Here is a 13449-nt window from a genome sequence, read left to right on the forward strand (position 1 = left end):
AATAAGACGATCGCGGCCCTAGGCCGCGATTTCTTTTGCGGGCAAACATTCGTTCACCCAGTCAGAGTTTTCAGCATAGCCAAGCGCCTTCAGCGCGTCTGCGTAGCGTTCCGCATAAGGTTCGGCGATCTCGCGCGGCAGTTTGGTAACCCACTGCGCCTTTTTGCCGGATGATACATGCAACGCGACACGATCTTCACGATCATCCTTCTTGGCCAAGCCGCCAAACAAGGACAGGTCCCAATAGCTTTGCACCGCCTTGTCGATATCGATGCCATCAATGTTGAACTCTTCAAGCATCCCACGGAAGATCGCGCAGTCCGTATCCTCAATCAGGTCTTCATACTTGATGTCGGCCACACGATCATTTGGCACACCATATTCATACGGCCAGTTGAGCATTTCCTGCACGGTCTTGTCGTGTTTGTTCTCCATCTCGAACATCAAACGCGCATGATCGTCGGGCAGGGCGTTCAGATGGTCCTGATAGTTCTTTCCGCCCCATTCATCGCGCTTTTCACGCAGGAATTTTTCATTCCCCAGCGGCGCAATCCGGTGGTAGCGCATGCCAGACAGCAGCACATCGCGCGGGTCACGAATTATATGGATGAACCGCGAATGGCCCATCTCCAACAACTGTTGTGGAAATGAAGACGACCAATTGACGATGATCTGCGGACCCGTTTCAGCGGCCTCCGCCAGTTTCTTGGCGCGGTAACACTGCATGAACGGCACGTTTTGGTCATTGCTGATCGCGCGCAGAACTTTGCGCATCCAAATTGTACCCGTCTTGTGGTGGGTGCCGACGCAAAGAAAGCGTGCGTCTGTTTTGGTCACAGGCGTCATGAGTCCTTGTCCTTCATCGGGGTAAAATGGCCGGTATCAATGAATGTGCGGAATTCAGGAACCGTAAGCTGGTAATCTAGGACACGCTGGGAACAATCCACACACGCGCGGGCAAGGGCGGACAGATCGGCGTCTTTCAACCATTCATCCATTTGCGCGCGCACGCTATCTGTCGGGATCGTTGTGTCTTCATGGGTGTTGATGTCGTATTTGTCCCAATACTCCATGTCGATGCGGTCTTTGTTCTTTGAGTTGGCTGTACCGCGCAGACGTTTGAGCAAGAAATCTTCACGCGATTTGATCGCGTAGTGGTTCACTTGCGCGAATTCATTGGTGACGTTCTCGGAATTACCGCGCCAGCCCTTTTCAAGATATTTGTCGCCCATAGGTTTGCCTGCGGCGTTGGTCCAGGTGACCATGCCGGGCGTGACTTCAATCTTACGATCAAACTTGGGGCGGTGAACGCCGAAGTAGCTGAACTTTTCGGGGCGGAACAATGTTTTGAAGCCCCACACGAGGCCGTTTTCAGGGTCCTCAAAGCTGGACCCTTTGGTGAAACGTTCCGTGACCAGTTCCCCTTTAAACGGGTCGATGGACATTTTGGACTGCCCTTGGCTGCCCATCAGGCGCCAGTTCACAGAGATCGCGTCAGGGCTGCCGCAGGCGTCAATCAACGCATCAATACTGCGATCACCAACATGGATGTTCAGAAATTCATCCGCATCCACGATCAGCACCCAATCGGCGGATTTGACCCACTCCAACTTGTTGGCACGGCTATAGGCAGATCGCTGCGGATCCATGCGCGGACCTTGCGGGTTGTCGTAGTGTTTCACGACGCCCATCTGGTCCAAGCGGTTCAGCATCAGATTGGTGCCGTCCGTGCAATCATTTGAAAAGATGCAAAAGTCGGTGATTCCGATGGATTTATGATAGGCCAGCCATTCCAGCAGATAGGGGCCTTCGTTCTTCATCGTTGAGACAAGAACTTTACGGCCAGTATTGGGAGCAGTGCTCATTTGGATGTCGCTTTCTTGGGCGCGACGGTACTTTTGGTCGCTGGTTTCTTGGCGGTCGTTTTGGCAGTGCTTGTGGTCTTTGCAGCGGTTTTCGTCGCAGACTTCTTTGCCGTCGTCGATTTTGCAGCTGCTGTTTTAGTCGTGGTGGCTTTCGCTGCTGTGGACTTGGTCGTCGTCGCCTTGGAGGCCGCAGGCTTAGCCGGTGTTTTGCGCCGCGAGGTGGTGCTTGGCTTCTTCGCAGGTGTTTTACGAGCAGCCGGTTTCTTGGCCGCTGGTTTCTTCGCTGCCGGCTTTTTCGGTGCGGGCTTCTTTGGGGCCGGTTTCTTTGCTGCCACATCAGTTGGAACTGGAACCGTATCCTGCGGGCTTTCGATTGTGGTAGACGCCTCAACCGTTGAGGCCGCGACGATCTTGTCAATCGACGGGGCAGGTTGGTCGAGGTCGATCGTTGCAGTACTAGGGGCTTCGCTCACAGGCTTGGGTGCAGCTGCCATTGCTTTTCGCGCGGCTTCGGCCTTTGCGATAAGGCGTGCACTGGACGCGTCATTCGGGTCCGCAGCTTGGGCGGCCAATGCGATCTTTTGGGTGCGTTCATTCATCAATGGCACGCCAAGTCCCGCCGCCGCATCGGTATTCAGAAACGGATTGTCCAGCGTGTCCCCTTTGGACGACTTATCCTTCAACTGGTGCGCATCGAGCTTCTCTTCCGCGTTTTCGCCAGCCGCTTCAAGCAACGCTTTACGCGTATCGCCCTTTTTGGCGGTCTGGGTCTGAGCGATCATCTTGGCGATCTTTTTGTCCGGAATGCCTGCGGCTTGCAGTTCTTTGACCTTTTGCTGCCATTCTTTTGGCAGGTGCTGGACGAACAGAACCTCATCGAGCTTATCAAGCGGAACTTCGGATGCTTCTTTCAGATCCTTCAGCCATTGGTCGTATTCACCGGATGTCCGCAGCATTTCAACGCGATTAGCGTGAAATTCTAGTGCTTTGTCCTGTAGCTCGCGCATGATCGGATCAGAAAGGATTTGCGCCATTTTCTTTTTGGTGCCGCGCGCGTGGCGGGTCACGTTCATGTGCTCTTCTTCGTTGCGATCAAACAAAGCAAAGTAGGCGGCGTTATATTTGTCTTCTTTGTTGTTTACGTTGCCCCGCACGCGGCGCAGCAAATAAGCCTCATAGGACTTAACAGCGTAATGGTTCAGTTCGGCCCATTTGTAGCCAAGTGTAGGCTTGGTAGAGCGCCAGCCTGACAGCGAAAACTCGTCAGGCATCGGATTGCCGGACCCGTTCAGCCATTTTTGATCAAATAAAAGTTTAGCGTTTGCAGGTTCTTGCTTGGCTTTCTTAATGTGCGGACGGTGGATGCCCAGCTTAATGTCGCGGTAGGGTTTGAAGATCGTCTTCACGCCCCAACCCTTTTTGAACATGTCAGGGGCCGCGCGGGTGTAGTTCTCGATCACCAGACCGGGGTTCCAGTCGGTGATGTCATTGGCCCCAAAGAACCGCCAGGTGATCGCCATGGCATCAGCGTCTTCATCCATCCTTTCAACAAGGTCACTGACCCAGCCGCGCCCGACCTTAACGGACAGGAATTCATCGGCATCCATCGTCAGGATCCATTCGGAATCCATGACTTCGTCGTTCTTGGTGGCCAGCATCAGCGCGTTTGGTTGCGGCTTCTTGTCTTCGGGGACTTCGTTTTCAAAGTGCTGAACCCAACCCAATTCTTGCAGGCGGACCAACATCTTATCCGTGCCATCACCGCAGTTGTTGGTGTAAACGCAGATATTATCGAAACCGATATGTTTGTGGTAGGCGACCCATTCGACAAGTGAATGGCCTTCATCCTTCATCATAGAAAGGATGGTGTACGTATGTTTGGCCATTAGATGCGGCCCCGCTGGTTAGAATTCACAATATACCTGCTCTCGTTGCGCAATTTCCGCGCTGGTGCCGATTTTTCCGGCCTTAAGCCGTAGCATAGCGACCTTACCCCTCAAGTCCACTGTCGCTAAGGGGGAAACAATGCCAAATGCGACCATTTTGATGCAAACAACCTTGACGTTCGCGCTCCAACAGCTTTGTTACGGGGCAGACAAAGATTTTTACCAAAGAGGTTACAGATGGCTTTCGAACTTCCAGATCTTCCCTACGCTCACGATGCACTTGCCGACAAAGGCATGTCCGCTGAAACGATGGAATACCACCACGACCTGCACCACAACGCTTATGTCACGAACGGCAACAAGGCGATTGAAGGAACAGAATGGGCTGGCAAATCCCTCGAAGAAATCATCGTAGGCACATATGATGCATCTGCTGTTGCGCAGAACGGCATCTTCAACAACATCTCCCAGCTTTGGAACCACAACCAGTTTTGGGAAATGATGGGCCCGGGCGCGTCTCCCATGCCATCCGAGCTGGAAGCAGCCATCAAAGAGAGCTTTGGCTCCGTTGATGATTTCAAATCCCAGTTTTCCGCAGCAGGCGCGGGCCAGTTCGGTTCCGGTTGGGCATGGCTTGTGAAAAACGCTGACGGGTCATTGGCTGTTACCAAGACTGAAAACGGCGTGAACCCACTGTGCTTTGGTCAGACTGCATTGCTGGGCTGTGATGTTTGGGAACATTCCTACTACATCGACTTCCGCAACGCGCGTCCTAAGTACCTCACAAACTTCCTCGACAACCTTGTGAACTGGGAAAACGTCGCATCCCGCATGTGATAAGATGAAGACCAGAATAACGAAAGGCCCGCCCGTTTGGCGGGCCTTTTTGCGTTTGGAGAATGGCCGCTATATGGACAGGTTAGCTTTCGCCGCGGCTACTCTAAGGGGCGCTTTCGGGTTTTCCTATACCACCGTCCGATTGCAGAGGGAGACCAAGTATGCTCGAGCATGCCATTGGCTGTTTGACTTTGCGAACACATTGGCACGGGCAAAAGGGCAATGAAACGTTTCCATGAGATTAAGTCAGGACGTGTTTTCTATGGCTCAAAATGGCACGTTATCGCGTTGAACCTAATCAAAAAGTTCTTTGCTAGCATACGTGACCTGATGCTCAAATACTTTGGCCTGAGCCACGCGTTATCTGTGGCGTCGGACAGCAGCTTCAACGGCGAGGATCGCGTGACGAATATCCTCGGATGTTGTGCGATGATTGACCAAGGCCGCACGGAGACAAGCCTTACCTTTGATGACGGTCGTCGAGAACACTGCATCACCAGACAGTTGAAGCTCGGCTGCGATTTCGTTCACGTCTCCATAGGCGACATAGAAACAACAAACATTAGAAGCGACGGGAAATGAAAGGTCCAACACATCCGACGTCTCGACCAGTTCGGCCATCAACGCGGTTTGCTTGCAGTTATCAGAAATGGATGCGGAGAAGGCTTGTGTTCCGATCGATTTTATCGCGGTCCAGACCTTAAGTGCGCGAAATCCGCGCGACAGTTCCAGCCCATAATCGCAGAACCATAGATCGCCTCCTCCCAGCCCTTCTTTTTGCTGTTCAAGGTAGTTGGGGCGTGACGTAAACGTGTCAAAGTGCAGGGTGCGATCATAGATCATGCAGGCCCCGCAGTCGTAAGGAACGGACATCCATTTGTGAAAGTCACAAGAAATCGAGTTTGCCCGTTCCATCCCGTCTACAAGCTGCGCCCAAGGATGATCCGCAAGACGCGTCCAAAATCCAAAGGCGGCGTCCACGTGAAGCCAGACATCTTGATCCGCACAAAAATCCGCAATCTCGTTCAAATTGTCAAATGAACCTGTGTTAACCGAGCCCGCTGTGCCAATCACCGCCAAAGGAACGCGACCCACGGATCTGTCTTCTTCAACAGCGCGTTTCAATGACGCAATATCCATTTTCATATCATCGTCAGTATCGACAACATGGATTGAATTTGTCCCGTAACCCATGGCCTCAAGCGCCTTACCGATACACGAATGGGTCCCCCGGCGCACATAGACGGCAACCCTTGGGAGCTCCTGAATGCCGGTCTTTCGAACATCATGACCAAATCGATGATTGCGCGCTGCGGTCAAGGCTAAGATCGTCGCTTGCGACGTGCCGGTTGTCAGTATGGCAGATGCGTTCTCGGGCAATCCCGAAACTCCAAGTAGCCAATCCAACGTGGCCCGCTCGACCTCGATAGCACCATGATCGCGGCCACCGCAGTTGCTGTTCATTGTGGCGGCAACCAACTCGGCCCCAACAGAAACGGGCAGTCCGGCCCCATGCACCCAACCAAAGAAACGTGGATGCGTGTTGCCTGTTGCGTAGGGCATGATGTCGTCGGTCAGCTGCGCGAATGCCTGTTTAGGGCCGACGCCAATGGCCTCGGGTGTCAAGGAGAGGCAGGTCGCAAGATTGTCGGGCTTAGGTTGCCACGGAAAATCTCTCGCGCTTTTCATTCGCGTTAAGCACTGATCCATCAACTTGTGCATCTCAAGGCTGAAATCATCCCAGTCATTCGGGTCCAGATGTGTTCCTTCTGAAGTCATAGCAAGATCCCTTTTTTGACGGATGGTCTTGAGGGGCTTTAGGGCATCACGGGTCTGAGATTCAAGCCGCTTTAGGGTTAAGGTCTTCCAATAGCATGCTTCGATTTAATCTGCTGCACACCTTAATGAAAAACCGCTTTTCTCTGGAAGGCTGTCTCCATAAGAGCGGACTTTGGTGCAGACCACAGCATCCATCACAATGGGCTCAAAGCTGCCGTTCGCTGCGGTTGGCTTGGGGCGCTTATGTCACGCGCCTTAAGGGCGGGCGTGATCAGCCAGCAACTCAGCCAAAGCGTTGACATCGGGCACAATTGTCAGGAACTCCAACAGGCTGGCATCTGCAAAACCTTGGTCGACAATTTGGTCCAGCAACGCCAGCAGGCTGTCCCAATATCCGTTGGTGTTCAGGATAAACACAGGCTTGTCGTGCAGGCCTAGCTGACGCCATGTCAGGGCCTCGAACAGTTCATCAAGGCTGCCAGCGCCGCCGGGTAAAACCACCACGGCCTGTGCATTCATCAGCATGACCTTTTTGCGTTCGTGCATGGTCTCGGTGATGATGAAGGTCGTCAGGTCTGTCTTGCCGACTTCCCAGTCCATCAGGTGTTGGGGGATGACGCCAAACGTATCGCCGCCACCCGCCTGTGCCGCACGGGCAACGCGGCCCATAAGGCCGACGTCGCCTGCGCCATAGACCAATCTCCAGCCTTTGGCGGCCAGCATCGCGCCTACATCTTCGGCGGCTTCGGCATAGGCCGGATCAGCGCCATCGCGTGATCCACAGTAAACACAAACGGAAAAAGGTAATGCGGCCACAGAATAGCTCCAGTCACGTTTAACGGATGCTGCGCACAGCAGCTTTGACCCGTGATAGCTGCGTTGCTAGTGTCTGCCAACGGGTGGGGAGAATTTTCGTGCAGACTAAGACACTTTCAATTGTTGGCGGCGGGGCTGTCGTTGTTGCAATCGCAGTGGCGATCTATTTGCGGCCACTGCCGGATTTGGCCACAGCCGATCAAGACGACGTTGTGGAACAAATGCCAGTAACAGAGGTTCCCGTTGCCCAAAACAGTGCTGATCCAACCGAACAAGATGTTCAGCCGGCACCTGAGCCTGAAGTTTCTGCAACCGATGATGTGGCTGTTGAAGCCGATGATGCGGTAGTTGAAACCGATGGCGATGTCGTTGAGGTAGCGCCTGTACGCGCGCCAGAACTTACGGATCGGCGTTTCGAAGCGGACGGTAGTCTGTTGGTGTCGGGGGTGTCCGAACCAAACAAACCCGTCGCCATCTTGATTGACGGAACGGAGTTCGTACGGGCGGATGCAGACGCGGATGGGGCCTTTGTTGTGATTGGTTTCATCGGGTATTCCGAAACCCCAAGGGTGATGGAACTCCAAAGCGATCCTGACGGTGCTGCACGTCTCGCTGACCGCAGGTTCATTCTGGATGCAAACCCCGCACCGATAGAAACTGCGGCTGCGGATGTAACGGCAGTAGCAACACCGGAACCAGCGCCGGAAACGACGGATGAGACCACAAGCGAGCCCGAGCAATTTCCTGAGCCTTCAGAAGCTGAGCCTGAGCTTCCCGAACCCGCGGAGGCAGTTTTAGTCGAGGAAGACGAGCAACCCGAGACGGTCACACCCGCGGCCCCTGTGGTCTTAGCCTTAACCGAAGACGGTGTGGACGTTGTACAGCCGGCAATCGCATCTAACAGCCCGCCCGAGGTCATGTCCTCGGTCGCTTTGGATGCGATCACCTATGACCCCGACGGCGAAGTCGTGTTGCAAGGACGTGCCGTTGGGGACGGGTTCGTTCAGTTCTATGTCGACAACGCGCCCATAAGCCGTTTGCCGGTAGATGCCGATGGCGGCTGGCGCGGGGATCTGCCGGACGTTGATACTGGCGTATATACTTTGCGGATTGACGAATTGGACGCTCAGGGCGCTGTCGTAAGCCGCATCGAAACACCGTTCCTGCGCGAAGCCCCCGAAGACGTCGTTGAGGCCATGGCGGCGGACGTCGCAAACCCAGACTTCACGGTCGCAACGCGAACCGTGCAACCGGGGGCCACGTTATGGGCCATTGCCGAAGAACGCTACGGCAGCGGGGTGCTATATGTGAAGGTCTTTGAGGCCAACCGAGAGAGCATCCGCGACCCGAACCTTATCTATCCGGGGCAAGTCTTTACGATGCCACGCGACGACGCGGGAAATGGAAATTGATAAAGTATAACAATGTTTTACAGCATGCTCTTGAGTGGTCCAGGTCGGGTCAAAACGTTGCCGTAGCGACTGTTCTCGAGACTTGGGGCTCAGCTCTTTGCGGGGCCGGAAGCCAGTTGGTGATCCGTGAAGATGGACACATGATGGGATCGGTCTCTGGCGGCTGTGTCGAAGGCGCTGTCGTCACCGAGGCGCTGGATGCGCTGGAGGACGGCGCGGCTCGAATGCTGGAATACGGCGTCAGTGACGAGGACGCCTTTGCCGTAGGGTTGGCCTGCGGTGGCCGGGTGAAAATCTTGGTCGAACCCGTTGGCGGAACAGGACAAGGAGCTATGCCATTGGACGTCCTCGAAGACCTTGGCACAGCGATCAATACCCGTCTGCCTGTCGGTTATGTCGCCGATCTGAACAGTGGCGCGCGGTCTTTGGTCGGACCGGAACGTTTTCCCGATCGGTTCAAATCAAACCGCTCGGGGCTGGAGGAGGGCGACAAGACATTTGTCGCCATTCACAACCCACCGCTTCGGGTGTTTGTGGTGGGGGGCGTTCACATCGCGCAACACTTGGTTCCAATGGCAAAGTCCTGCGGCTTTGATGTTGTGTTGATCGACCCGCGCCCCGCGTTCGCATCCGCTGTCAGGTTTCCAGATGTCGCGCTAAGCGACGATTGGCCTGACGCGGCACTTCACGCGGCGCAATTGGACAGCCGCAGTGCTGTCGTAACGCTAACCCACGATTCCAAATTAGATGACCCCGCGATTAAGGCCGCTTTAAGAACTGATGTGTTTTACCTCGGATGCTTGGGCTCGACACGGACCCATGCAAAACGAGTGGAACGCCTGAAGGAGGCCGGGTTTGATGACGATGATATTGCACGAATTCATGCGCCGATTGGGCTGGACCTCGGTGGTCGCGCACCCGCAGAGATCGCGGTGAGCATTATGGCCGAAATCACGCAAATTCTGCATAAGGGTTAAGTCATGAGGTTTGGAGATGTTCCATTGGCCGAAGCCGCTGGCGCGATTTTGGCGCATGGCGTCCCCATAGCTAGTCTGAGCAAAGGAATCGTTCTTGGGGACGGGCATCTGGAAACTCTTGCGGCCTTCGGTTTGCACAGGGTCTCAGTTGTCCGACGGGACGACGACGACATCCCCGAAAACGACGCCGCGTGCCGACTGGCTGAGGCGCTGGTGCCAAATCCTGACCGTGCAGGTCTTTATCTAAGTAAGGTGAATCAGGGAACCATCACCATCCGCGCCCATCGCGCAGGCCTGCTTGAACTTGACGCCAAGCGGCTCACTGCGCTGAACCGAATTGAACCACGTATTGCGCTGGCCACACTGCCAAAATTGCATCGGGTGTCGGCTGGTGTGGTTGTCGCCAATATCAGTGTCATGTCCTACGGGGTGCGCAGGGACAGTTTGGATCAGGCGTGTGATGCCGTGGCGGGCACGACGCCAGCCATGAAAGTCCGTCCGGCAGAACTGACGCGGGCCACATTGATTGAAACCCATCATGCGGGCGCGCGCCATCATCCCAATGGTCGCCGCTCCCTTGATGAAAGGTTGGATCGCCTTGGATGCTCCCTGCAGGAGGTTGTTGACATCCCGCACGATACCCCCGCCGCAATTACCGACGCATTGACCCGGGCAAAAGGGGAGGTGATCTTTCTTTTGACGGCCGCAGCGACCTTGGATGAACATGACGTTGCCCCTAGCGCACTGCGCGCCGCAGGTGGAGAGGTTCTGCATTTTGGAATGCCGGTAAACCCCGGTCATCTTTTGTTCACGGGCCACATCCGTGATGTGCCAGTTATCGGTTTGCCGACATGCGCGCGTGCTCTTGGGGTGAGCGGCGCTGATTTTGTATTAGAACGGATACTGTGCGGTTTGCCCTGCAACGGCGACGTGATTGCCGCAATGGGGGTTGGCGGCCTGCTGAGCACCATGCCCGAGATCAACAACGACTAAGCCCGACGAAGAACCAATCGCAAACGAAAAGAGCGCCGAACAACAAAGTGCGGCGCTCTCGAAATTGATCTGGTTCGAATTCGAACGGGGAGGCGTCTTAGCCTTTTTGCGGCAACGGTCCGATGATCATAACCATCTGGCGACCTTCCATTTTCGGGAAGTTCTCGATCTTACCGTGTTCTTTGGTGTCTTCTGCAACACGTTCCAGTAACTCACGGCCAAGGTTCTGGTGAGCCATTTCACGACCACGGAAGCGCAGGGTAATCTTTACCTTGTCGCCGTTATCCAAAAACTTGAACACATTGCGCATTTTGACGTCGTAGTCATTGGTATCTGTGTTTGGCCGGAATTTGACCTCTTTGATCTCAATGATCTTTTGTTTCTTGCGCGCTTCGGCTTCGCGTTTTTGGGTTTCGTATTTGAATTTCCCAAAGTCCATGATTTTACACACGGGCGGCGATGCGTTCGGAGAGATCTCGACCAGGTCCAAGCCTGCTTCGTCGGCCATTACCATGGCGCGTTCGGGCGTAACAACGCCGACATTTTCACCCTCAGCGCCAATCAGGCGGATTTCGGATGCACGGATGCGATCATTGATACGAGGGCCGGTGTCGCGCTGTGGCGGCGCATTATGAGGTCTGCGGGCTATTGGACTTGTCCTTAAATTGTTTTGCCTTGGTGCCTAGAACTAACTGCGCGACGGGCGCACTTCAAGGCGCAAACGTCGGAATCACCCAGTAAGGCGCGAACAATCGCATAGGGGGAATGCTGGGCGCCGCTTCCCGCTTTTCTTTGCACGCGCAGCATGACATACCTCGCGCCGAGGTCCAGTTTGGGGGCCATGTATTTAAAGGACGAAGATCATGAGAGGTACGATCGCAATTATCGTTATCGCAGTACTGGGCTTTTTTGGCTTCCAGTGGGGCGTGAACGGCAAGAACCCAGCGCAGGTGTTTTCCGGCGCGGCTGAAATGGCTGGCGATGCTGCTGAAGGCGCAATGGACGCGGCTGGCGACGTAGCTGAAGGCGCTGCTGACATGGCTGAAGGCGCTGTTGATGCGGCAACCGACGCAGCTGGCGACGTTGTGGAAGGTGCGACTGAAATGGCATCTGACGCGGCTGACGCTGTAACGGACGTTGCAGAAGGCGCTGTTGATGCGGCTGGCGACGTTGTTGAAGGCGCGACTGAAATGGCATCTGACGCGGCTGATGCTGTTGTTGAAACAGCCGAAGGTGCTGTTGATGCGGCAACTGACGCAGCTGGCGACGTTGTAGAAGGTGCGACCGAAATGGCATCCGACGCAGCTGACGCTGTTGCTGACACAGCTGAAGGCGCTGTTGATGCGGCGACTGACGCGGCTGGAGATGTTGTTGAAGGTGCGACTGAAATGGCATCCGACGCAGCAGACGTTGTGACTGACACAGCTGAAGGCGCTGTTGACGCAGCTGGCGACGTTGTTGAAGGCGCAACCGAAATGGCATCTGACGCGGCAGACGTTGTTACAGATACCGCTGGCGACGTTGTTGAAGGCGCGACTGAAATGGCATCCGATGCGGCGGACGTTGTTGCTGACACAACTGAAAACGTTGCAGACGCGGCAACTGACGTTGTTACGGACACTGCTGAAGAAGCTGTTGATGCTGCGACTGAAACTGCAACTGAAGCAGCAACTGAAGCAGCAACTGAAGCGGCTGTCGACGCCGCAACTGATGGCATCGACATTACAAGCCTGCTGACACCAGAAACATTCAACGCCGATCAGGTAAACGAATGGATCGACGGGTCTGACCTTGGCGCATTGGTGTCCACACCGCTTAAGGCCGCTGTAAGCGCTGCTGGCGACAACCCTGACCTTGTGTCTGGCGTTATCGATCAGATCAAAGCTGCAATTGGCATGTAAGCCTTCCGGCATAACAAACGAAAAGGGCCGCTCAATCGAGCGGCCCTTTTTGCATTCTGTACCAATGATTTAGTCGAGGAAAGCTTTCTCAACCACATAGTGCTGCGGGTTGGAATTTGCGCCTTCTACAAGGCCGTACTCTTCGAACATGTCTTTGAGTTCGAGGTTGAACGCCATGTTGCCGCAAATCATCGCGCGGTCGCTTGCTGGGTTCAAGGGCGGCACGCCGAGGTCTTCAAAAGCTTCGCCAGACTTCATCAGGTCTGTGATGCGACCCATTTTAGGGCTCTCTTCGCGTGTCGTGGTCGGGTAGTACTTGATCTTCTTCCAGAACCCTTCGCCAATCACTTCGTTCAAAAGCTCGTCTGTCTTCAAAGCCTCGATCAGGTCGCGGCCATAGGTCAGCTCGCCCGCTTCACGGCAGGTGTGCGTGATGATGACTTCGTCGTAGTCTTCATAGGTCTGTGGCTCACGAAGAAGGGACGCGAAAGGCGCAAAGCCAGTACCTGTCGCGAAGAACCAGATGCGTTTACCCGGAAGCAGCGCATCGTGCACCAAAGTGCCAACAGGTTTCGGGCGCAGGATGATTTCGTCACCGACGTTGATGTGCTGCAATTTAGACGTCAGCGGGCCGTCTTGAACCTTGATGGAGTAGAATTCCAGTTCTTCATCCCAGCTGGGTGAGGCAATCGAATAAGCTCGCAACAACGGCTTCACTTTGCCAGTCTCGGGGTGGGGATCACCCATCAGACCGATCATTACGAATTCACCCGAACGGAACCGCATAGACGCGGGGCGTGTGCAGCGAAAACTGAACAGGCGGTCAGTGTAGTGTTTTACGTCCGTTACCGTCTGCGCATCGGGCAGGGCGGGAACGGCTTTGGGTGCGGTTGCGGTATCAGTCGTTGAATTTGGCACGGGCGTCATCTCTGTCATGTGTCTTTGGCACGAGCCTTAGCCCGCGCCCCTCTGTTACGCGTTGA

12 protein-coding genes are annotated in these 13449 nt (G+C 54.9%); 5 read left to right on the plus strand and 7 right to left on the minus strand.

The window, feature by feature from the left end:
• Nucleotides 1-18 precede the first annotated feature (18 nt).
• The 3 genes from KO486_RS07700 to KO486_RS07710 are packed head-to-tail and all read right to left on the minus strand — an operon-like array spanning nucleotide 19 to nucleotide 3751.
• Entirely contained in the window at nucleotides 19-846 is an 828-nt protein-coding gene (locus KO486_RS07700) for a sulfotransferase domain-containing protein (protein ID WP_216036665.1), read from the minus strand.
• The gene (locus tag KO486_RS07705; RefSeq protein ID WP_216036666.1) at nucleotides 843-1865 is read right to left on the minus strand and encodes a glycosyltransferase family 2 protein; all 1023 of its coding nucleotides are present in this window, start codon (nucleotides 1863-1865) and stop codon (nucleotides 843-845) included. Before KO486_RS07705 ends, KO486_RS07700 begins: the two co-directional genes overlap by 4 nt.
• Nucleotides 1862-3751, minus strand: a complete 1890-nt coding sequence (locus KO486_RS07710) for a glycosyltransferase family 2 protein (protein ID WP_252734617.1) — start codon at nucleotides 3749-3751, stop codon at nucleotides 1862-1864. Before KO486_RS07710 ends, KO486_RS07705 begins: the two co-directional genes overlap by 4 nt.
• A 237-nt stretch (nucleotides 3752-3988) precedes the next feature.
• Here KO486_RS07710 and KO486_RS07715 point away from each other — a divergent pair, with 237 nt between their 5' ends.
• Nucleotides 3989-4588 (plus strand): superoxide dismutase, encoded by a 600-nt coding sequence (locus tag KO486_RS07715; RefSeq protein ID WP_216036667.1) that lies wholly within the window; start codon nucleotides 3989-3991, stop codon nucleotides 4586-4588.
• Nucleotides 4589-4948: 360 nt separating this feature from the next.
• Here the strand turns inward: KO486_RS07715 and KO486_RS07720 are convergent, their stop codons facing one another.
• Both KO486_RS07720 and KO486_RS07725 read right to left on the minus strand, forming a co-directional pair.
• The gene (locus KO486_RS07720; RefSeq protein WP_252734618.1) at nucleotides 4949-6367 is read right to left on the minus strand and encodes a pyridoxal-dependent decarboxylase; all 1419 of its coding nucleotides are present in this window, start codon (nucleotides 6365-6367) and stop codon (nucleotides 4949-4951) included.
• A gap of 255 nt (nucleotides 6368-6622) precedes the next feature.
• Complete coding sequence (locus tag KO486_RS07725) at nucleotides 6623-7183, minus strand: TIGR00730 family Rossman fold protein (RefSeq protein ID WP_216036668.1); 561 nt, start codon at nucleotides 7181-7183, stop codon at nucleotides 6623-6625.
• A gap of 98 nt (nucleotides 7184-7281) precedes the next feature.
• On the opposite strand from KO486_RS07725, the gene KO486_RS07730 reads away from it, so the two are divergent.
• Genes KO486_RS07730 through KO486_RS07740 form a run of 3 tightly spaced genes read left to right on the plus strand, consistent with a single transcriptional unit; the run spans nucleotide 7282 to nucleotide 10565 of the window.
• Nucleotides 7282-8595, plus strand: coding sequence for a LysM peptidoglycan-binding domain-containing protein (locus tag KO486_RS07730; protein WP_303435074.1), 1314 nt, complete (start codon nucleotides 7282-7284; stop codon nucleotides 8593-8595).
• Complete coding sequence (locus tag KO486_RS07735) at nucleotides 8592-9572, plus strand: XdhC/CoxI family protein (RefSeq protein ID WP_216036669.1); 981 nt, start codon at nucleotides 8592-8594, stop codon at nucleotides 9570-9572. The genes KO486_RS07730 and KO486_RS07735 overlap by 4 nt, the downstream gene beginning before the upstream one ends.
• A 3-nt stretch (nucleotides 9573-9575) precedes the next feature.
• On the plus strand, nucleotides 9576-10565 hold the full coding sequence (locus KO486_RS07740) for a molybdopterin biosynthesis protein (RefSeq protein WP_216036670.1): 990 nt from the start codon (nucleotides 9576-9578) through the stop codon (nucleotides 10563-10565).
• A gap of 97 nt (nucleotides 10566-10662) precedes the next feature.
• Here KO486_RS07740 and infC read toward each other — a convergent pair whose 3' ends face one another.
• On the minus strand, nucleotides 10663-11214 hold the full coding sequence (infC, locus tag KO486_RS07745) for a translation initiation factor IF-3 (protein ID WP_216037534.1): 552 nt from the start codon (nucleotides 11212-11214) through the stop codon (nucleotides 10663-10665).
• A gap of 214 nt (nucleotides 11215-11428) precedes the next feature.
• Between infC and KO486_RS07750 the strand changes: the two genes are divergently transcribed.
• Nucleotides 11429-12466: a hypothetical protein gene (locus tag KO486_RS07750; protein ID WP_216036671.1), complete on the plus strand. Its 1038-nt coding sequence runs from the start codon at nucleotides 11429-11431 to the stop codon at nucleotides 12464-12466.
• 69 nt (nucleotides 12467-12535) lie between these two features.
• Here KO486_RS07750 and KO486_RS07755 read toward each other — a convergent pair whose 3' ends face one another.
• Nucleotides 12536-13402 (minus strand): ferredoxin--NADP reductase, encoded by an 867-nt coding sequence (locus KO486_RS07755; RefSeq protein ID WP_216036672.1) that lies wholly within the window; start codon nucleotides 13400-13402, stop codon nucleotides 12536-12538.
• Between the last annotated feature and the right edge of the window lie 47 nt (nucleotides 13403-13449).

This window comes from Octadecabacter sp. B2R22 (genome assembly GCF_018861045.1).
In the GTDB taxonomy this organism is placed as follows: Bacteria; Pseudomonadota; Alphaproteobacteria; order Rhodobacterales; family Rhodobacteraceae; genus Octadecabacter.